This is a genomic window from Streptomyces sp. NPDC052721 (genome assembly GCF_040678315.1).
Classification (GTDB): domain Bacteria; phylum Actinomycetota; class Actinomycetes; order Streptomycetales; family Streptomycetaceae; genus Streptomyces.
Genome location: NZ_JBFATL010000076.1, coordinates 1 through 19,901, shown reverse-complemented (window position 1 = coordinate 19,901; position 19,901 = coordinate 1). Strand labels below are relative to the sequence as shown.

Below are 19,901 nucleotides of genomic sequence, written 5' to 3'. Positions count from 1 at the left end.
ACGAGGGCCCGGGCCCGGCACGCCGAGAGCACGCACCTGACGCCGCGCGGCCCGCCCTCCGGGCGGACGACGGGAGTTTGACGACAGGACCTAGGAGCCCGGAGCCGCCAGGCCCGGATGCGCCAGGCCCTCAGATCCGGTAGCGGCGCAGAGCCGGGACGGCGGCGGCCAGGAACAGCATCACCACGACGACCAGGGCGCCGCCGCCCGCGACGGCGGCCCGCGGGCCGAACGCCGAACCCGCGGTGCCGTGCAGCACGTCGGCCAGGCGCGGCCCGCCCGCGACGACCACCGTGAACACCCCCTGCATCCGGCCGCGCATCTCGTCGGTCGCGGCGGACAGCAGGATGGCACCGCGGAAGACCATCGAGACCATGTCGGCGACACCGGCCACGGCGAGGAAGGCCACGGCGACCCAGAGGTTCGCGCTGAGCCCGAACCCGGCGACGGCCACACCCCAGCCGACGACCGCCCCGATGACCATCCAGCCGTGCCGGCGGGCCCGCGAGAACACACCGGAGAACAGGCCGCCGAGCACCGCGCCGACCGGGATGCCGGCGAACAGCACACCGAGCGCCAGGCCCTCGCCGTAGGAGCCGTACGTGTGCGCGGCCAGCTCCGGGAACAGGGCGCGGGGCATGCCGAACACCATGGCGACGATGTCGGCGAGGAAGGACAGCAGCAGCACGTTGTGCCCGGAGATGTAACGGAAGCCCGCCGCTATCTCGCGCAGTCCGGCCCGGCGGGCGGTGGCGCCGAGCGGCGGCAGCGCGGGCAGCCGGAAGACGGCCCACACCGTCACGCACAGCGCCAGCGCGTCGATCAGATACAGCTCGGGCAGCCCGATGACCGGGATGAGCACGCCGGCGAGCAGCGGGCCGGCCACCAGGCCGGTCTGCATCACCGTCGAGCCGAGGGCGTTGGCGGCCGGCAGCTGCTCCGCGGGGACCAGCCGGGCGATGGAGGCGGTACGGGCGGGCGAGTTGAGCCCGAAGAACGCCTGCTGCAGCGCGAGCAGGACCATGAGGACGACGACCGAGTCCAGACCGGTGACGGCCTGCGCCCAGAACAGCAGCGAGGTCACCGCGATACCGATGTTGGTGACCAGCAGCAGCTTGCGCCGGTCCACGGTGTCGGCGACCGCCCCGCCCCACAGCGCGAAGGCCACCATGGGCACGAGGCCCGCGAGGCTCGCGTAGCCGACCCACGCCGAGGAGTGGGTGATGTCGTAGATCTGCTTGGGTACGGCGACGGCGGTGAGCTGGCTGCCGACGGCGGTGACGATCGTCGACGACCACAGGCGCCGGTAGGCCGGGATCCGCAGCGGGCGGGTGTCCATCGCCCAGCGGCGCCAGCCGCGCCGGGGCGGGTCCTCGGCCACCGGCGCCTCGGTGTCGGGCCGGCCGGTCTGGGGGCTGCTGCTCTCGCTCGTGTCCACGGATGTCCTGGTTGCTTGTTACATCTTTTCGCTTCGAGAGCCTAACTGTCCCAGGAACTCCTGTGCGCGACGAACCGGTTTGTCTCAGGATCCGGCGACCAGGGTCGCGCCGAGGGCCAGCATGGTCAGGGCGACCAGGCCGTCCAGGACCCGCCAGGCGCCGGGCCGGGCCAGGAACCTGCCGAGCAGCCGGGCGCCGAAGCCGAGCGCGGCGAACCAGCACAGGCTGGCGAGAGCGGCGCCGAGCCCGAACGTCCAGCGCAGCGGGCCCCGGTCGGCGGCCAGGGAGCCCAGCAGGAACACGGTGTCCAGGTAGACGTGCGGGTTCAGCCAGGTCATCGCCAGGCAGGTGAGCACGGCCCGGCGGCGCGAGCCGGCCGCCTCGCCCTCCGCGCGCAGCCCGGTGCCGGGCCTGAGCACCCGGCGGGCGGCCAGGGCGCCGTAGCAGAGCAGGAACACACCGCCGACGATCCCGATCGCCCGCAGCGCGCCGGGCCAGGCGACCACGACCGCGCCGACACCGCCGACACCGAGCGCGATGAGCGCCGCGTCGGACAGGGCGCAGATGCCGACGACGGCGAGAACGGCGTCCCGGCGCACCCCCTGCCGCAGGACGAAGGCGTTCTGGGCGCCGATGGCGACGATCAGGGAGAGGCCGGTGCCGAATCCGGCGACCGCGGCGGTCAGGGCGTGGTTCATGCCGTCGACGCTAGAAAAGTCCATACCCCAAGTACAGCTAATGATTTTTACGTAGCATTAGTACTTGTGATGACAGAGTTGCCTCTCGAGCAGGTGCGGACGCTGCTCGCCGTGGTGGACGAGGGCACCTTCGACGCCGCCGCCGCCGCACTGCACGTGACACCGTCGGCGGTCAGCCAGCGGGTCAAGGCCCTCGAACAGCGCACCGGCCGGGTGCTGCTCCAGCGCACCAAACCGGTACGGCCCACGGAGTCCGGCGCGGTGCTCGTACGGTTCGCCCGGCAGCTCGCCCGCCTGGAGCGGGACGCCTGGGGCGAGCTGGGGCTGAACGGCACCGGGGAGCCGACGCGGGTGTCGGTCGCGGTGAACGCGGACTCGCTGGCGACCTGGTTCCTGCCGGCCCTGACCCGCGTCCCGGGCCTCTGCTACGAGCTGCACCGGGAGGACGAGGACCACACGGCGGCGCTGCTGCGCGAGGGTCTGGTGATGGCGGCGGTGACCTCCTCCCCCGACCCGGTGCCCGGCTGCACGGTCCGTCCGCTGGGCCGGATGCGCTATCTGCCGGTCGCCGCCCCCGAGTTCACCGCGGCCCACCTCGACGGCCGGTCCCTGCCGGAGGCGCTGTCCCGGGCGCCCGTCGTGGTCTTCGACCGCAAGGACGACTTCCAGGACGGGTTCGCCCGCCGGCTCGGCCGTGCCTCCGCCGGCCCGTTCCGGCACCACGTGCCCACCTCGGAGGGGTTCCTGGACGCGGTCGCCCGGGGGCTCGGCTGGGGCATGGTCCCGGAGGTGCAGGCCGGCCCGCTGCTCGACCGGGGGCGGCTGGTCGTGCTCGCCCCCGGCGAGTGGATGGACCTCACGCTGTACTGGCAGCAGTGGAAGCTCGACTCCCCCGCACTGGCGTCCCTGGCCGAGGCGGTGACTGCGACGGCATCGGAAACGCTGCGCGGCTGACGGCCGAAGGCCGGCGGGACCGGGACGCGGCCCTCAAGTACCGCTCCCCCGCTGCCCCGGCGGGACCGGCACACTGCGCCGCTGCGCCGCTGAAGCCCAGCGGGGCCCAGACGCCGTACCGCCGTACCGCACAACGGCCCTGAAGACCGGCAGACCCGGGCAGCCCGCCGGAACCCGGGCGCTGTACCGGTCCGGCGCCGGACCCCGTGTGTGCCCTCCCCCGGCAACCCGTCACCTCGCCGACACCGCACGGCCCTTGCCCAGGAGCGTGGTCCCCGGGGGTGAGGCGGTCGGCCGGTTCGAACTCCCCGCCGCCGGTGCCCGGTCGGGCGGTCCGGTGTCGTTTGTGCCCCGCTGCCCGGCCTGTTGACCGCGTACGCTCCGCCGGGCCGGCGCCGCCCGGGGTGACCGCCACGCGCTCGTCACCCGATCTCCGCCCGTTGCGCCGTTTCACGCCCTCTCGACCGGTCACCCGAGACCGGAGAACGCGTGCGGACCGCCGACGACCCGTCGGCGACGCATGGGACAGGGCACGGACGACTTCGATCCGAACCAGGAGATTCCGATGGACAACTGGCGCGACCACGCCGCGTGCCGCCACGAGGACCCCGATCTGTTCTTCCCGATCGGCACCACCGGACCCGCGCAGGTGCAGGCCCAGCAGGCCAAGGCGGTGTGCGGGCGCTGCCCGGTCCGGGAGCAGTGCCTGGACTGGGCGCTGGACACGGGCCAGAGCATCGGGGTCTGGGGCGGTACGACGGAGCTGGAACGCCGGGCGCTGCGGCGTCGCGCCCGCTCCCGGCAGCGCTCCGGCTGACCGACGGCCCGGCGGGCCCGGGAGGGGCTCAGCGGCCACCGCGGCGCAGGGTCCCCCACTCCCGCTCCTGCCGGGCCACCTCGTCCCGGGCCGCGTCGATCACCTGGTCGGCGATCCAGCACAGCGGCTCGACGTCGGCGACGAGCGGCTCGTTGTCGGGGCCCCGGCCCGTCTCCCGGCCCCGCAGGACCCAGGGGCGCACGCCGGGGCCCTTGTCGTGCGGCAGGTGCGCGTAGTCGTAGAGGCGGCGCGCCACCCACAGCTCCACCGACCGGTCCTCCCACCAGTTCTCCACGTCGAGCGGGTTGGCGGACAGCCCGGGCATGGGGACGCCGGTCAGTTCGTCGGTGCTGGAGACGTCGTCGAGGTCGGTGCCCGGCCCCTTGGACCAGCGCACGTACAGACCCTGGTGCCGTTCCACCAGGCGGGCCACTTCGGCCAGCGAGGACATGACCGGCAGGTCGTCCGGTCCGCTCATGGCATGACCTCCCTCTGCCTCCCTGTGCTGCGTCCGCGCGACCGGAGTACCCCCGGCGCGCGCCAGAAATCGGATCCCGGTGTTCCGCTCTGGGGCCCGTGGCCGCTCTCAGGGCTCGTCGCCGGGCGGCGGCGCGGCCGGGAGCCGCAGGGTGAACACCGTTCCCGCCCCCGGCTCGCTCGCGACCCCGGCCGTGCCGCCGTGGGCGGCCACCAGGTGGCGGACGATCGGCAGGCCGAGCCCGCTGCCCCCGGTGCGGCGGCTGCGGGACTTCTCCGCGCGCCAGAACCGTTCGAAGACGTGCGGCAGGTCCTCGGGCGCGATGCCCGAGCCGGTGTCGGTGACGGTGAGCACGGCCTCGTCGCCGTCCCGGCGGGCGGCGAGCGTGACGGTGCCGTCGGCGGGGGTGTGCCGCAGCGCGTTGGAGACCAGGTTCCCGAGGGCCTGCCGCATCCGCACCGGGTCGGCCTCCAGCCAGGCGGCGGCGTCGGCCTCGGTGCGCAGGGCGACCCCGGCGGCGTCGGCGGCGACGCGGTGGGCGGCGGCGACCTGGTCGAGCAGGTCACCGGCCCGCAGCGGCTCCCGGTGCAGGCGCAGGGTGCCGGCGTCGGCCGCGGCGAGGTCCTGGAGGTCGTCGATGATCCGCTGGAGGACGAGCGCCTCCTCGTGCAGCGAGTCCAGCAGCGCCGGGTCGGGGGCGACGACACCGTCCCGGACGACCTCCAGCCAGCCCCGGATGTTGGTGAGCGGGCTGCGCAGCTCGTGCGCGATGTCGCTGACCATGGCCTTGCGCTGCGCCTCCAGGCGGGCGCGGCGCTCGGTGAGGTCGTTGAAGGCCTCGGCGAGGATGCCGGTCTCGTCCCGGGTGGTGACCGGCACGCGCACGTGCAGTTCGGGCGGCTGCTGCGCGGCGAGGGTGAGCGCGCGCAGCGGCCGTACCAGCCGTACGGCGACGACGGCGGTCACGGCGACGGTGACGGCGAGGACCAGACCGGCCACGCCGACCACCTTGGCCTTGTTGGCCGGTGACATGTCGAAGCGGGCCGGGTTCTGGTCGCCGATGCCGAGGAACAGCTCGGCCACCGGGGCGACATAGGGCTGGAGCTGGGTGCGGCGGGCGGTCTGGACACAGCGCTGGGCGATCCGCGCGGCCTCGCCGATGCCGAGCTTGGCGTACTTGGCGACCAGGAATCCGCCGCCGAACGGGTCCTTGCCGCTGGGGTCGAAGGTGAGAGGCAGCCGTCCGCCGAGGTCCAGTCCGTCCTGGCGCAGGCAGGGCCGCACCAGGTCGGACAGGGCCTTGAGGGCCTTCTGCTCGGTGGCGGTGGGGGTGTTGAGCCGGCCGTCCTCGCACACGTCGGCGCCGTATGCGGTGGGATCGGCGCCGTCCGCGACGGTGACCACCGGCCGCCCGCTCTCGGTCCGTTCGACGGTGGCCTGCAGGCCGTACCGCTCGTAGCACCGCTTGCGCTGGGTGGCCAGCGCGTCCAGCTTGGCGCGTTCCGCGGCCGGCAGCCGGTAGGGGCCGACCACGCGCGGGTCGATGCCGCTGAGCTGGGCGCCGGTCTCGGTGTAGGTGTCGGTGCGCAGCGGGTCGACGGTGGCGGCGGGCCGGGGCGGCAGCGGGGTGCCGCGGGGCGCGGAGTCGGCGACCAGGGTCCGGTCGGCGGTGGTGAGGGCGATCCGGCGTCCGGTGCGGGCGGCCAGCTCCCGCAGGGTGGGCCGGACCCCCGCCCAGTCGGAGTGGGTGGCGGCGTAGCCGCTGAGCTGGGCGAGGATGCGGTTGTCGGCGGCGAGGTCCTGCCCCTGTTCCTCCTTCAGGGCGCTGGTGGTGGTGGTCACGGCGAGCCAGGCGGTGGCCGCCACGGAACAGACGGCGATCAGCGCGGACACGAACAGCAGCCGGACGACCAGCCGTTTGCGCACCGGGATCCGGCGCCTCACCGCCGGGTGCCGCTCAGCTTGTAGCCGACGCCGAACACGGTCAGCAGCCGCACCGGCCGCCGCGGGTCGGCCTCGATCTTGCGGCGCAGGTTCATGATGTGCACGTCGACGGCCCGTTCGGTGGAGGCCCGGTCGAAGCCGCGGGTGCAGTGCAGCAGTTGCCGCCGGGTGAACACCCGCTCCGGCTCGCCCGCCATGGCCAGCAGGATCTGGAACTCGGCCGGGGTGCACTCCACCGGCGCGCCGTCGCAGCGCACCTCGTGCCGTACCGGGTCGACGCTGATCCCGGCGGCCCGGACGACCGGGTCGTCGTCCCGGGCGCCGACGCCCCGCCCGCTGCGCCTGAGGACCGTACGGATACGGGCCATCAGCTCGCGCGGGCTGTACGGCTTGGTGAGGTAGTCGTCGGCGCCGACGTCGAGGCCGAGCAGTACGTCGTCCTCGGCGGAGCGGGCGGTGAGCATGACGACGGGGATGTCCGGCTGCTCCGGGCCGGCGCGCAGCGCCCGGCACACGCCGAAGCCGTCGAGGACCGGGAGCATCAGGTCGAGGACGACGAGGTCGGGCCGCAGCCGGCGGGCGGCGTCGAGCGCCGCCGCGCCGTCGTGCACGACCGTGGCGGTGTGGCCCTCGGCCAGCAGCGAGCGGCGGAGCAGTTCGGCCTGTTTCTCGTCGTCCTCGGCGACCAGCACATGTGCGCACACGAGTTCGGATCCTAAGCGGCTCAGTGCGCGAGCCAGTCGGCGTACCCCATGACGACGACCGGGTGCCGGCCGGGGTCGAGGGTGCGCAGGAGGTCCTTCATGTGCGCCTTGGCGACACTGACGCAGCCGTGGGTGGGTCCGCCGTGGTCGACGTGCAGCCACACTCCCCCGCCGCGTCCCGGGCCGAGGGGCCGGGTCCAGTCCAGGGGCGAGGTGCCGCGAGCGCGGTTGTAGTCGATGGCGATGACGTAGTCGAAGGAGCCCTCCAGGGGTTCTCCCTTGAAGCCGGTGCCGGGCGAGTGGAATCCGCCGGAGCGGTGGTACGGGAGCTTGCTGCCGGGGTCCGGGAGCAGACCGCCCGCGTCGGAGAGGGTGTACACGCCGAGCGGGGAGCGCAGGTCGCCGAGCATGTGGTGGGCGCTCCAGCCGCGCAGCGCGTTGTGGGCGGGCCAGGCGGGTCCGGCCTGCCAGCCGGTGGGGGTGCGCTGGTGCAGGACGACGGTGCAGAGCGGGGAGTTCTCACCGCGCCCGGTGACGACGACGGCCTGCGTGCAGCGCTCGGGTATCGCCGCGGTCCGCTCCGGCCCGAGGCCGGGTATGCCGCGGGGGGCCGGCGGCGTGGCGGTGCCAGGGGTGGGTGCCGGTGCCGGACGGCGGGCCGGGGTCCGGCGTTCGGTCGCCTCGGCTCCGCCGCCGCAGCCGGTGAGCAGCAGCGGGGAGGCGAGGAGAGCGACGGCGGTTCTGCGTCGGATCATGAGCCGATCTTGACCGGCAGTTGTTTGGAACCGGTCAGCGTCGGGCCTGCGGGACGGGGAACCGGCCGGAGTTCAGGGGCGGTCCGGTTTGCCCGGCGTGTAGAGCCAGGTGTGGAACAGCCCGTCCAGCCGCTTTCCCGAAGTCTTCTCGGCGAGCCTGACGAACTGGGCCGTGGTCCCGTGTCCGCCGCGGTGCCCGGTCGCCCAGGCGCGCAGGATCCGGAAGAAGTCCCGGTCGCCGACGGCCCGGCGCAGTTCGTGCAGGGCCATGGCGCCGCGGGCGTAGACGGGCGTGCCGAATATGTTCTCGCCGCCGCCCGGGTCGCCGGGCGGGTAGTCCCACAAGCCGTCGCTCGCGGGGCGGGCGTAGAGGGAGTCGAAGGCCTGCTGGGCGCTCCGGCCGCCGTGCTGCTCGTCGTAGAGCCACTCGGCGTAGGTGGCGAAGCCCTCGTTGAGCCAGATGTCCTTCCAGGCGGTGAGGGTGACGGAGTCGCCGAACCACTGGTGGGCGCTCTCGTGGACGAGGGTGTCGAGGCCGGGTGCGGAGTCGTAGACCGGCCGGGTCTGGGTCTCCAGGGCGTAGCCGACGTCCGGGGCGTGGTCGACGATGGCGCCGGCGGCCCGGAACGGGTACGGCCCGAACAGTTCGCTCTCCCACTCCAGCACGGAGGGCAGTTTCTTCAGCACGGGCGCGGCGGCGCGGGCCTCGCGGGCGTCCACGGCGTTGTACACCTGGATGCCGTCGCGGGTGGTGTACCGCTCGACCTGGAACTTCCCGATGGTCGCGGTCGCCAGGTAGGCGGCCATGGGCTGGGTCTCCCGCCAGCGGAAGGTGGTCTTCCCGTGGGCGGTGCGCTGTCCGAGCAGGACGCCGTTGGCGACGGCGGTGCGCCCCTCGGGCACGGTGAGGGTGAAGTCGTACGACGCCTTGTCCTTGGGGTGGGCGTTGGCCGGGAACCACGTCATCGCGCCCTGCGGCTCGCCGGCGACGAACGCGCCGTCGTCGGTGGGGATCCAGCCGTCCGCCGAGCCGTCGGGGTCGGTGACCGGCCTGGGAGTGCCCTGGTAGGCGACCGTGACGCGGAACTCCTGGCCGGCGCGCAGGGCGTGGCGCGGGGTGACGACGAGTTCCTGGCCGTCGCGCCGGAAGGCCGCCTTCGTGCGGTCGACGGTGACGGCGGTGACCTTCAGGCCCCTGAGGTCGAGGTCGAAGCGGGTGAGCCGCTGGGTGGCGCGGGCGGTGAGCACCGCGGTGGCGTCCAGACGGCGGGAGGAGGTGTCGTAACACAGCGTCAGGTCGTAGTGGCGGACGTCGTAGCCGCCGTTGCCGCTGAGCGGGAAGTACGGGTCGCCCGCGCCGGGCGCTCCGGTGGTGCCCGGGGCCGTGGGTCCGGCGGCGCCGAGGAGGGCGGCCACGGCGACGGGGACGGTGGCGAGGACGGCGGTACGGCGTCGGGCGGGCTGTCTGCGGGGTGGCGTCACATGCGCTCCTCGGAAGTGGCCGGTGATCGACTGGCCGTCAGAGTAGGCGCCGTGCGGGCCCGGTTTCCCCCTTGTTCCGGTCAAGTCGTGCCGCGTCGCCGCCGGGTGGGCGGGTCGCGGCGCAGTACGCTCGCACAACCGTCCACGACCCGAGAGGGGCCCGACCGTGAGCGTGCGTGTGCGCCGGATCTACGAACCGCCCGAGCCCGACGACGGCCTGCGCGTCCTGGTCGACCGGCTGTGGCCGCGTGGTGTCGCCAAGGACGCGGCGCACGTGGACGAGTGGCCGAAGGAACTGACCCCGTCGAGCGAGCTGCGCACGTGGTATCACGGCGGGGGCTCATACGAGGAGTTCAGGAGCCGGTACGAGCAGGAGCTGGAAGCCCCCCGGGCCGCCGAACTGCTGGACCGCCTCAGGAAGTCGGCCCGCAAGGGCACGGTGACCCTCCTCACGGCGTCCAAGAAGACCGAGGAGAGCCACGCGCACGTCCTCGCGGAGCTGTTGAACGGCTGAGGTCAGCCGGTGTGCCGGGCCGCGTGCCGGCCCGCCGCGCGGCCCGAGAACAGGCAGCCGCCGAGGAAGGTGCCCTCCAGGGCGTTGTAGCCGTGGACACCGCCACCGCCGAACCCGGCGACCTCGCCGGCCGCGTACAGCCCCTCGACCGGCGTGCCGTCGGTGCCGAGCGCCCGGGAGTCCAGGTCGGTCTGGATGCCGCCGAGGGTCTTGCGGGTCAGCACGTGCATCCGGACTCCGATGAGGGGGCCCGCGGCGGGGTCGAGGAGGCGGTGCGGGGCGGCGACGCGGCCGAGCCGGTCGCCGATGTAGCGGCGGGCGTTGCGGATGCCCTGGATTTGGGCGTCCTTGCTGTAGGGGTGGGCGATCTGCAGGTCGCGGGCCTCGATCTGGCGGCGCACCTCGGCCGCGTCCAGCAGCGGCTTCCCGGTCAGGGCGTTCATCTTCTCGACCAGCTGCTCCAGGTTCCCGGCGGTGACGAAGTCGGCGCCGTGGTCGAGGAAGGCCCGCACGGGTGCGGGGGCGCCCTTGCCGAGCAGCCGGTCACGCAGCACGGCCCCCCGGTCCTTGGCGGTGATGTCGGGGTTCTGCTCGGAGCCGGAGAGCGCGAACTCCTTCTCGATGATCTTCCGGGTGAGGATGAACCAGGAGTGGTCGTACCCGGCGATGTCCTCGGTGGTGCGCAGGTACCTGAGGGTGCTGAGCGTGTCGTAGCCGGGCAGGCAGGGATCGGGCAGCCGGCGGCCGAGGGCGTCGAGCCAGAGGGAGGACGGGCCGGGCAGGATGCGGATGCCGTGGCCGGGCCATATCGGGTCCCAGTTCCGCAGGCCCTCGGTGTAGTGCCACATGCGGTCGCGGTTGACGAGCCGTACGCCGGCCTCGGCGCTGATGTCGAGCATGCGGCCGTCGACGTAGGCGGGGACGCCGGTGACCATCTCGGCGGGGGGCGTGCCGAGCCGCTCGGGCCAGTAGCGGCGGACGATGTCGTGGTCGGCGCCGATGCCGCCGGTGGTGACGACCACGGCCTGGGCGGTGAGTTCGAAGTCGCCGGCGCGGTCGCGGCTGGAGGCGACGCCGCGCGGGGCGTCGTCGGGGGCGAGGACGGTGCCGCGCACGCCGCGTGCCGTGCCTCCCTCGATGACCAGCTCGTCCACCCGGTGGCGGTGGTGGAAGGTCAGCAGCCCGTCCCGGGCGGCCTGCCGGGCGTACCGCACGAAGGGCTCGACCACGCCGGTGCCGGTTCCCCAGGCGATGTGGAAGCGGGGCACGGAGTTGCCGTGCCCGTCCGCCCGCAGGTCGCCGCGCTCGGCCCAGCCGACCGTGGGCAGCAGCTCGATGCCGTGTCCCTGGAGCCAGGACCGCTTCTCGCCGGCCGCGAACTCGACGTAGGCGCGGGCCCAGCGCACCGCCCAGGAGTCCTCGTCGGCGAGCCGGTCGAACTGCGCGCTGCCCTGCCAGTCGCTCCAGGCGAGGGCGAAGGAGTCCTTGATGCCGAGGCGGCGCTGCTCGGGCGAGTCCACGAGGAAGAGCCCGCCGAAGGACCAGAACGCCTGGCCGCCGAGGTTGGCGGCGTTCTCCTGGTCGACCAGGGCCACCCGGCGGCCCCGGCTGGTGAGTTCGTGTGCCGCGACCAGGCCGGCGAGGCCCGCTCCGACGACGATGACGTCCGCGTCCATGACGACTGTGTCCTTCCTGACGGTGCTCGGTACCGGCCCGTGCCGGTGCGCGTGCTCGTACGACGGTGCCGTTCCGGCTGTGCTCATGTGGCGGGGGTGCGGCTGCCGTCCGTGAGCAGCGCGGTGAGCAGCTGTTTCAGCCAGGCCCGGGCGGCCTCGACGTCCCGGTCCAGCAGCAGTTGGGTGGTGACCCCGTCGTACGCGGCGACGACGGCGTGCGCGGCGCCGTCGACGTCACCGAGCACGGCGGGCAGCGCGGTGTGGCCCCGGGCCCGGGCGAGCCGGTCGGCGATGGCCTGCCGGAGCCGGGCGCGGTGGTCGAGGAGGGCGCGGGCGACGGCCGGGTTCCGGGCGGCGTGCACCAGGAAGTCGGTCTTCACCAGCAGCCAGTCGACGTCGAGCAGCAGCACCTCGGTGACCCGGTCCACGGAGGCGGGCACGTCCAGGTCGGGCCCGTCCTGGGCGAGCGCGTCGGCCACCTGGGCGGCGATGAGGTCGGCGCGCTCCTGGTACAGCGCGAAGAACAGCTCGTCCAGGGTGGCGAAGTTCGAGTAGAAGGCACCCCGGCTGAATCCGGCCGCGTCGCAGACCTCCTCGATGGAGACACGCCCGTAGCCCTTGGCCGCGAACACCGCGAACGCGGCGTCGAGGAGCCGGGCGCGGGTGCGGACCCGGCGCCGGGTGACGCGTCCGGCCGTCTCCATGGCTGCCCTCCCACGTTCGATACGCGAATGTATCGGATACACCGATGTATCGAAAGCCTCGGGAGGCCCGCTGATCAAATGGAACGCATTTTCGATTAAGGAGTACGCTGGACCCATGTCCACGCACCTCCAGGGCTCCCTGTTCGACCAGACCGACGAGCTGCGGCTCGGCCCGCTCGACGGGCTGCGGCGGACCGAGCTGGGCTCGGGCGCCTGGATCGACGTACTGCCGGGCTGGCTGAGCGGTGCCGACGACCTGTTCGAACACCTGGCGGCCGAGGTGCCGTGGCGGGCGGAGCACCGCAAGATGTACGACAACGTGGTGGCCGTGCCCCGCCTGCTCGCCTTCTACCAGGCCGGGGACCCGCTGCCCCACCCCATCCTCGACGAGGCCCGCACCGCCCTGTCCCGGCACTACGCCGAGGAGCTGGGCGAGCCGTTCACCACCGCCGGACTGTGCTACTACCGCGACGGCCGGGACAGCGTCGCCTGGCACGGCGACCGGATCGGCCGGGGCTCCCGCGAGGACACGATGGTCGCGATCCTCTCCGTCGGCGAACCCCGCGACCTGCTGCTGCGGCCGGCCGGCGGAGGCGCTACGGCGGTCCGGCGCCCCCTCGGCCACGGCGACCTCATCGTGATGGGCGGCTCCTGCCAGCGCACCTGGGAACACTGCGTCCCCAAGAGCAGCCGGGCCACCGGACCGCGCATCAGCATCCAGTTCCGCCCGCACGGTGTGCACTGACGACCGGGCCCGCCCGCGCACGACGGTCTCCCATCTGGTTGGCTGTCCCCCGACGATCCGCCGCGAGGGCTCGGAGAGATCATGCGGGCAGAGGTAAGACAAGTCGCCGACGGCACCTATCTGGTGCACGGCCACAACACCAACTGGGTGATCCTCAAGGACGGCGACGCCGTCACGCTGGTGGACACCGGGTATCCCGGCGACCGGCCCGGGCTGCTGGAGTCACTGGCGGAGGTCGGGAGTTCACCGGACGCGGTCGCCGCCGTCCTCATCACCCACGCGCACAACGACCACCTCGGCTCGGCCGAGTACCTGCGCGCCACGCACGGCACCCCGGTACATCTCCACCCGGCCGAAGTCCCGCACGCCCGGCGCGAGTTCCTCCAGCAGGCGAGCATCGCCGACGTGGTCCGCAACGCCTGGCGGCCCGGCGTGCTGCCCTGGGCGGTGCACGTGATCCGCGTGGGCGGCACGGAACAGCACCCCGTCACGGCGCCCGAGCCGTTCCCCGCCGAGGGAGCGCTCGACCTGCCGGGGCGGCCGGTCCCCGTGCACACCCCCGGCCACACGGACGGCCACTGCGTCTACCACCTGCCCGACGCCGGCATCGTGATCTCCGGGGACGCCCTGGTCAGCGGGCACGCCACCTCCCGGATCAAGGGCCCGCAGCTGCTGCCCGACTTCTTCCACCACGACCGCGCGCGGACGCTGGCCTCCCTGGACGTGGTCGGCGCGCTCGACGGCGACATCCTGCTGCCCGGCCACGGACCGGCCCACCACGGTTCGGTGCGGGCCGCGGCCGAGCAGGCCAGGGAACGGGCGTCCTAGACGAACGAGCCGCCGGGAGGAACCGGTCCGCCCGAAGCGCACCGAGCCCCCCCACCGGGACCGGACCAGCCCGAAGCGCACCGAGCCTCCCACAGGGACCCGACCGCGCGGAGGGCCCGAGCCGCCTGGAGCGCCGGACCGCGCGGAGGGACCGGGCCCTCCCGAAGCACGCCCGGCTTCCCGCAGGGGCCGGGCCGCCCGGAGCACGGGTCCGCCCGAAGCGCGCCGAGCCTCCCGCAGGGACCGGCCTCCTCGAACAGGCGCGCGGGGCCTTAGGGTTCGTGCCATGGCCTTGCAGATCAGCGCCACGAACCCGGAGCACCCCGCTCTCCTGCTCGCCCTCCCCTGGGACACCCCGCTGGAGGAGTGGCCCGAGGAGTACCTCGTGCCGCTGCCCCGCGGCATCTCCCGGCACGTGGTGCGCTACGCCCACGCCGGCGACGAGGTGATCGCCGTCAAGGAACTGGCCGAGCGGCCCGCGCTGCGCGAGTACGAGCTGCTGCGCGACCTGGACCGGCTCGGCATCCCCGCCGTAGACCCGCTCGCCGTGGTCACCGGCCGCACCGACCCCTCCGGCGCCCCGCTGGAGCCCGCGCTCGTCACCCGGCATCTGCGCGGCTCGATGCCGTACCGGTCGATGTTCGAGACGACCATGCGCCCGGCGACCATGCACCGGCTCATGGACGCCCTCGCCGTGCTGCTGGTCCGCCTCCACCTCGCCGGGTTCGCCTGGGGCGACTGCTCGCTGTCCAACACCCTGTTCCGGCGGGACGCGGGCGCCTACGCGGCCTATCTGGTCGACGCCGAGACCGGCGACCTGCACCCCCGGCTCAGCCCGGGGCAGCGGGAGTACGACCTGGAGCTGGCCCGCGTGAACATCAGCGGTGAGCTGCTGGACCTGGAGGCGTCCGGCGCGCTGCACCCGTCCGTCGACCCGGTCGAGTTCGGCCACGAGATCTGCACCCGCTACCAGGGGCTGTGGCAGGAGCTGACCCGCACCTCGGTGTACCCGGCGGGCAAGTACCACTACATCGAGCGCCGGATCCGCCGCCTGAACGACCTCGGCTTCGACGTCGCCGAGATGCAGATCGAGCACTCCTCCAACGGCGACACCGTCACCTTCGTGCCGAAGGTCGTCGACGCCGGCCACCACCAGCGGCAGCTGCTCCGGCTGACCGGCCTGGACGCCGAGGAGAACCAGGCCCGGCGGCTGCTGAACGACCTGGAGAGCTGGATGGCCACCCAGGACGACTACGCGCCCGGCGATCCCCTGGCCGCCCGCCCGGAGGTGCTCGCCCACCGCTGGGTGCGGGACGTGTTCCGGCCGACCGTGCGGGCGGTGCCGCCGGAGCTGCGCGGCTCCATGGACCCGGCCGAGATCTACCACGAACTCCTCGAACACCGCTGGTACCTGTCCGAGCGCGCGCAGCACGACATAGGCCTCGACACCGCCGTCAAGGACTACATCGAGAACGTCCTGCCCAGGGCCCGGGCCGGCCTGGAGACGGCCGGCCCGGTGTAGGTCACTCGTGCGGGACCACGGCCACCGGGCAGTCGGCGTGGTGCAGCACCCCGTGCGCGACCGAGCCGATCCGGGCGCCGACGGCCGTACGGCGCGCCCGGCGCCCGACGACCATCAGCTGGGCCCGGCCGGCCATGGACAGCAGCACCTGGCCGGCGCTGCCCATCTCGACGTGCTCGGCCACGGGCACCTCGGGGAACCGCTCCCGCCACGGCTGGAGGGCATCGGCCAGCGCCTGCTTCTCGTACGGTTCGAGACCGCCCGCGTCGTCCAGCAGCTTGAGCGAACCGGGGCTGTAGGCGAAGACCGGCGGCAGGGTCCAGGCCCGGACGGCCCGGACGGCGGCGCCACGGGCCGCGGCCGTCTCGAAAGCGAACCGCAGCGCCGCCGCGCTGTCCTCGGGGCCGCCGTGCTGGCCGACCACGACGTCCCGGCCGGCCGCCTCCGCCGCCGGCTGGTCCCCGGCGCGCACCAGGACCACGGGCCGGGTCGCCTCCGCGATCACCTGCTGGCCGACCGAGCCCAGCAGGAACCCGACGACGGGTCCGTGGCCGCGCGAACCGAGCACCAGCATCTCGGCCCCGGCCGCCGCGTCGGCCAGCGCGTGCGCGGCCGCACCCTCCACCACGTCGGTGGTCACCGTCAGCTCGGGGTGCCGCTCGGAGACGGTGCGCACGGCCTCCGCGACGCCCGACGAGACCCACCCGCGCTGGGTGTCCCGGTCGGCGGTGGCCAGCGCCTCGGAGTACCGCCAGGCATGGACGAGCCGCAGCGGCAGCCCCCGGCGTACGGCCTCCCGGGCCGCCCAGTCCAGCGCGGCCAGGCTCTCCGCCGTACCGTCCACCCCTGCCGTGATCGGGCGTGTCATCCGTGGGCCTCCTCGTTGTCGCGTCCTCGGGTTCCGGGTGCCCGCTGTCGGGCAAAGGCGCGCACCGTCATGATGATCTCTCCCACGAGCCGTCGCACCGAGTCCCCCGGCAGCGGACGCGCTCGATGGTCGCTGTCAGACAAGTACCGGTCTCCGTCGGGCAAGCGGAACCCGGTGGACCGAACATACGATGGCCTGGAACCGGGGCGGTGGTCCGCACGACACCGACCGGGGGGATCCGACACTCGGGTGGGAGACGTATGGCACAGGCCGCCGACACCGCGCGGACCGTCATCCTGACCGTGGACGACGACCCGGGGGTCTCCCGTGCCGTCGCCCGCGATCTCAGACGGCGCTACGGCGAGTCGTACCGGATCGTGCGCGCGGAGTCCGGCGAGTCCGCGCTGGACGCGCTGCGCGAGCTGAAGCTGCGCGGTGACCTCGTCGCGGTGATCCTGGCCGACTACCGCATGCCGCAGATGAACGGCATCGAGTTCCTGGAGCAGGCGCTCGACGTGTATCCGGGGGCGCGCCGGGTGCTGCTGACCGCGTACGCGGACACCAACGCGGCGATCGACGCGATCAACGTGGTCGACCTGGACCACTATCTGCTCAAGCCCTGGGACCCGCCGGAGGAGAAGCTCTACCCGGTCCTGGACGACCTGCTGGACGCGTGGCGCAACAGCGCCTACAAGCCGGTGCCCAGCACCAAGGTCGTCGGGCACCGCTGGTCGGCGCGCTCCTCGGACGTGCGGGAGTTCCTGGCCCGCAACCAGGTGCCGTACCGCTGGTACTCGGTGGAGGAGCCGGAGGGGCGGCGGCTGCTGGCGGCGGCCGGGCAGGACGGGCAGCGGCTGCCGCTGGTGATCACCCCGGACTGCACGGTCCTGGTCGAGCCCGAGGCGCCCGAACTGGCCGCGCACGTGGGCCTGGCGACGACACCGACGGCCGACTTCTACGACCTCGTCGTGATCGGCGGCGGCCCGGCCGGGCTCGGCGCGGCCGTGTACGGGGCCTCCGAGGGTCTGCGGACCGTGCTGGTGGAGCGCTCGGCGACCGGCGGGCAGGCCGGGCAGAGCTCCCGGATCGAGAACTACCTCGGCTTCCCCGACGGGGTCTCCGGCGCCCAGCTCACCGACCGGGCCCGGCGGCAGGCCGCCAAGTTCGGTGCCGAGATCCTGACCACCCGCGAGGTGACGGGCCTGGAGGTCAACGGCGCCGCACGCGTCGTACGGTTCGCGGACGGCTCGGCGATCGCCGCGCACAGCGTGATCCTCGCGACCGGGGTGCAGTACCGCCAGCTGGAGGCGGCGGGCTGCACCGACCTGACCGGCTGCGGGGTGTTCTACGGCTCGGCGCTGACCGAGGCCGCTTCCTGCCAGGGGCAGGACGTGTACATCGTCGGCGGCGCCAACTCGGCGGGCCAGGCGGCCATGTACCTGTCGAGGGGCGCGAAGTCGGTGACGCTGCTGGTGCGCGGCCCGGACCTGTCGGCGTCCATGTCGCACTATCTGATCCAGCAGATCGGCGAGGCCCCGAACATCTCGGTGCGCGCCCACACGGTCGTCGAGGAGGCGCACGGCGCCGAGCACCTGGAGCAGCTGACCCTGCGGAACACGGTGACCGGGGAGAGGGAACGGGTCGACGCGCAGTGGATGTTCGTGTTCATCGGCGCCGCCCCGCTGACCGACTGGCTGGGCGAGACGGTGCTGCGCGACGAGCGCGGGTTCATCCTGGCCGGGCCCGACCTGACCGCCGACGGGCGGCCGCCGGCCGGCTGGGAGCTGGACCGGCCGCCGTACCACCTGGAGACCAGCATCCCCGGGGTGTTCGTGGCGGGTGACGCGCGCGCCGAGTCCGCCAAGCGTGTCGCGTCAGCCGTCGGAGAGGGAGCCATGGCCGTGATGCTCGTCCACCGGTATCTGGAGCAGTCATGAGCGGCGGGCAGATCGTGGCGTGCAGCCCGCGGGAGATCGGCTCGCTGTTCCTCTTCGAGAAGCTCAGCGAGGAGCAGTTGGGCCGGCTGTGCGCCCAGGGGCGGGTGGAGCTGTTCCAGCCCGGCCCGGTGTACGCCGAGGGCGACCCGGCCACCTGCTTCTTCGTGATGATCGAGGGCACGGTCGTGCTGTCCCGGCGGGTCGGCGGTGACGACGTGGAGGTCACCCGGACCTCCCAGCCCGGGGTGTACGGGGGCGCGATGCAGGCGTACCTCGGCGACCGGGTGCGGCAGGTCTACAACAACTCCATGCGGGTCACCGAGCCGACGCGGTTCTTCGTGCTGCCGGCGGACCTCTTCGCGGACGTCGTGCGCGAGTGGTTCCCGATGGCCGTGCACCTGCTGGAGGGCCTGTTCTTCGGGACGAAGAACACCCAGGCGATGGTCGGGCAGCGGGAGCGGCTGCTGGCGCTGGGCTCGCTGTCGGCGGGGCTCACGCACGAGCTGAACAACCCCGCCGCGGCGGCGGTCCGGGCCACCGCGACCCTGCGGGAGCGGGTCGCGAAGATGCGGCACAAGCTCGGCCTGATCGCCGAGGGCCCCTTCTCCCGCGATGTCCTGGCGAGCCTGGTCGAGATCCAGGAGCGCACCGCGGAGCGGGTGGCGAAGGCCCCGGCGCTCAGCCCGCTGGAGGCCAGCGACCGGGAGGACACGCTCAGCGACTGGCTGGAGGACCACGGCGTCGACCACGGCTGGCAGCTGGCGCCCACCTTCGTGCAGGCCGGGCTCGACGTGGACTGGCTGGAGCAGGTCGCGGCAGTGGTGGACGAGGAGATCCTGCCCAACGCGGTCGGCTGGCTCAACTACACCATCGAGACCGAGCTGTTGATGAACGAGATCGAGGACTCCACCACCCGCATCTCGCACCTGGTCGACGCGGCCAAGCAGTACTCGCAGCTGGACCGGGCGCCGTACCGGGTGGTGGACGTGCACGAACTCCTCGACAGCACGCTGCTGATGCTCTCCGGGAAGATCGGTCCGGGCATCGAGGTCGTCAAGGAGTACGACCGCACGCTCCCGCCGGTGCCCGCCTACCCGGCCGAGCTGAACCAGGTGTGGACCAACCTGGTGGACAACGCCGTCTCGGCCATGAACAGCGCGGGCGGCCAGGGCACGCTGACCGTGCGGACGGCGCTCCACAACGAGCAGCTGCTGGTCGAGTTCCGGGACACCGGTCCCGGTGTCCCGCCGGAGATCCAGGACCGGATCTTCGACCCCTTCTTCACCACCAAGCCGGTCGGTGAGGGCACCGGGCTCGGCCTGGACATCTCCTGGCGGATCGTCGTCAACAAGCACCACGGCGCCCTGCGGGTCGAGTCGGTACCCGGCGACACCCGCTTCCAGGTGCTGCTCCCCCTGACCGCCGAGACCCCCGACGAGGAGCCGGTATGAACGACATCGACGGAATCGACCCCAGCGTCGCGCCCAGCGGCACGGGCTGCGTGGAGTGCGAGGAGGCGGGCGGCTGGTGGTTCCACCTCCGCCGGTGCGCGCAGTGCGGGCACATAGGCTGCTGTGACGACTCCCCGTCGAAGCACGCCACCGCCCACTACCGGGAGACGGGGCACCCGATCATCCAGAGTTTCGAGCCGGGCGAGGACTGGTTCTGGGACTTCAGCACCGACCAGCTCTACGGCTCCGGGCCGGAACTCGCTCCCCCGGACTGCCATCCCGCCGAGCAGCCGGTACCGGGTCCGGCGGGCCGGGTGCCGGTGGACTGGGCGCGGACGCTGCGCTGAGGAACGCGACGGCCGGGCCGGGGACGTTCCCGGCCCGG

19 protein-coding genes are annotated in these 19,901 nt (G+C 73.5%); 9 read left to right on the top strand and 10 right to left on the bottom strand.

What is annotated here, in order from left to right; genetic code table 11:
* Positions 1-130 precede the first annotated feature (130 nt).
* Positions 131-1,438: an MFS transporter gene (locus AB0L21_RS38395; RefSeq protein ID WP_365788638.1), complete on the bottom strand. Its 1,308-nt coding sequence runs from the start codon at positions 1,436-1,438 to the stop codon at positions 131-133.
* 84 nt (positions 1,439-1,522) lie between these two features.
* Positions 1,523-2,137, bottom strand: a complete 615-nt coding sequence (locus tag AB0L21_RS38390; protein ID WP_365702853.1) for a LysE/ArgO family amino acid transporter — start codon at positions 2,135-2,137, stop codon at positions 1,523-1,525.
* A 66-nt stretch (positions 2,138-2,203) separates the two neighbouring features.
* Here AB0L21_RS38390 and AB0L21_RS38385 point away from each other — a divergent pair, with 66 nt between their 5' ends.
* Together AB0L21_RS38385 and AB0L21_RS38380 are read left to right on the top strand one after the other, a co-directional pair.
* The gene (locus AB0L21_RS38385) at positions 2,204-3,091 is read left to right on the top strand and encodes a LysR family transcriptional regulator ArgP (RefSeq protein WP_365788637.1); all 888 of its coding nucleotides are present in this window, start codon (positions 2,204-2,206) and stop codon (positions 3,089-3,091) included.
* A gap of 565 nt (positions 3,092-3,656) precedes the next feature.
* On the top strand, positions 3,657-3,908 hold the full coding sequence (locus tag AB0L21_RS38380; RefSeq protein WP_365788640.1) for a WhiB family transcriptional regulator: 252 nt from the start codon (positions 3,657-3,659) through the stop codon (positions 3,906-3,908).
* 28 nt (positions 3,909-3,936) lie between these two features.
* Here the strand turns inward: AB0L21_RS38380 and AB0L21_RS38375 are convergent, their stop codons facing one another.
* From AB0L21_RS38375 to AB0L21_RS38355, 5 genes are all read right to left on the bottom strand, one after another.
* Entirely contained in the window at positions 3,937-4,386 is a 450-nt protein-coding gene (locus tag AB0L21_RS38375; protein ID WP_365702849.1) for a DUF6098 family protein, read from the bottom strand.
* A 108-nt stretch (positions 4,387-4,494) separates the two neighbouring features.
* Complete coding sequence (locus AB0L21_RS38370; protein WP_365788636.1) at positions 4,495-6,330, bottom strand: HAMP domain-containing sensor histidine kinase; 1,836 nt, start codon at positions 6,328-6,330, stop codon at positions 4,495-4,497.
* Positions 6,327-7,034, bottom strand: a complete 708-nt coding sequence (locus tag AB0L21_RS38365) for a response regulator transcription factor (RefSeq protein ID WP_365702845.1) — start codon at positions 7,032-7,034, stop codon at positions 6,327-6,329. The genes AB0L21_RS38370 and AB0L21_RS38365 overlap by 4 nt, the downstream gene beginning before the upstream one ends.
* A gap of 20 nt (positions 7,035-7,054) precedes the next feature.
* Positions 7,055-7,789 (bottom strand): L,D-transpeptidase family protein, encoded by a 735-nt coding sequence (locus AB0L21_RS38360; RefSeq protein WP_365702843.1) that lies wholly within the window; start codon positions 7,787-7,789, stop codon positions 7,055-7,057.
* A gap of 72 nt (positions 7,790-7,861) precedes the next feature.
* On the bottom strand, positions 7,862-9,271 hold the full coding sequence (locus AB0L21_RS38355) for a M1 family metallopeptidase (protein ID WP_365788635.1): 1,410 nt from the start codon (positions 9,269-9,271) through the stop codon (positions 7,862-7,864).
* 166 nt (positions 9,272-9,437) lie between these two features.
* Between AB0L21_RS38355 and AB0L21_RS38350 the strand changes: the two genes are divergently transcribed.
* Positions 9,438-9,785, top strand: a complete 348-nt coding sequence (locus AB0L21_RS38350) for a DUF488 family protein (RefSeq protein ID WP_365702839.1) — start codon at positions 9,438-9,440, stop codon at positions 9,783-9,785.
* 2 nt (positions 9,786-9,787) lie between these two features.
* Here AB0L21_RS38350 and AB0L21_RS38345 read toward each other — a convergent pair whose 3' ends face one another.
* Both AB0L21_RS38345 and AB0L21_RS38340 read right to left on the bottom strand, forming a co-directional pair.
* Complete coding sequence (locus AB0L21_RS38345) at positions 9,788-11,461, bottom strand: FAD-binding dehydrogenase (RefSeq protein ID WP_365788639.1); 1,674 nt, start codon at positions 11,459-11,461, stop codon at positions 9,788-9,790.
* A gap of 83 nt (positions 11,462-11,544) precedes the next feature.
* Positions 11,545-12,165 (bottom strand): TetR/AcrR family transcriptional regulator, encoded by a 621-nt coding sequence (locus tag AB0L21_RS38340; protein WP_365702837.1) that lies wholly within the window; start codon positions 12,163-12,165, stop codon positions 11,545-11,547.
* A gap of 115 nt (positions 12,166-12,280) precedes the next feature.
* Between AB0L21_RS38340 and AB0L21_RS38335 the strand changes: the two genes are divergently transcribed.
* The 3 genes from AB0L21_RS38335 to AB0L21_RS38325 all read left to right on the top strand — a co-directional run bounded on the left by AB0L21_RS38335 (position 12,281) and on the right by AB0L21_RS38325 (position 15,260).
* Entirely contained in the window at positions 12,281-12,910 is a 630-nt protein-coding gene (locus AB0L21_RS38335) for an alpha-ketoglutarate-dependent dioxygenase AlkB (RefSeq protein WP_365702835.1), read from the top strand.
* A gap of 81 nt (positions 12,911-12,991) precedes the next feature.
* Positions 12,992-13,738 (top strand): MBL fold metallo-hydrolase, encoded by a 747-nt coding sequence (locus tag AB0L21_RS38330; protein WP_365702833.1) that lies wholly within the window; start codon positions 12,992-12,994, stop codon positions 13,736-13,738.
* A gap of 286 nt (positions 13,739-14,024) precedes the next feature.
* Complete coding sequence (locus AB0L21_RS38325) at positions 14,025-15,260, top strand: DUF4032 domain-containing protein (protein WP_365702831.1); 1,236 nt, start codon at positions 14,025-14,027, stop codon at positions 15,258-15,260.
* A 1-nt stretch (position 15,261) separates the two neighbouring features.
* On the opposite strand, the gene AB0L21_RS38320 is transcribed toward AB0L21_RS38325, so the two are convergent.
* Positions 15,262-16,128: a universal stress protein gene (locus AB0L21_RS38320; RefSeq protein WP_365702828.1), complete on the bottom strand. Its 867-nt coding sequence runs from the start codon at positions 16,126-16,128 to the stop codon at positions 15,262-15,264.
* A gap of 260 nt (positions 16,129-16,388) precedes the next feature.
* Between AB0L21_RS38320 and AB0L21_RS38315 the strand changes: the two genes are divergently transcribed.
* From AB0L21_RS38315 to AB0L21_RS38305, 3 genes are read left to right on the top strand one after another with little or no spacing between them, the layout of a single operon-like run.
* Positions 16,389-18,065, top strand: coding sequence for an FAD-dependent oxidoreductase (locus AB0L21_RS38315; protein WP_365702825.1), 1,677 nt, complete (start codon positions 16,389-16,391; stop codon positions 18,063-18,065).
* Positions 18,062-19,516: an ATP-binding protein gene (locus AB0L21_RS38310; RefSeq protein ID WP_365702823.1), complete on the top strand. Its 1,455-nt coding sequence runs from the start codon at positions 18,062-18,064 to the stop codon at positions 19,514-19,516. Before AB0L21_RS38315 ends, AB0L21_RS38310 begins: the two co-directional genes overlap by 4 nt.
* Positions 19,513-19,863, top strand: a complete 351-nt coding sequence (locus tag AB0L21_RS38305) for a histone deacetylase 6 (RefSeq protein ID WP_365702821.1) — start codon at positions 19,513-19,515, stop codon at positions 19,861-19,863. The genes AB0L21_RS38310 and AB0L21_RS38305 overlap by 4 nt, the downstream gene beginning before the upstream one ends.
* Positions 19,864-19,901 lie beyond the last annotated feature (38 nt).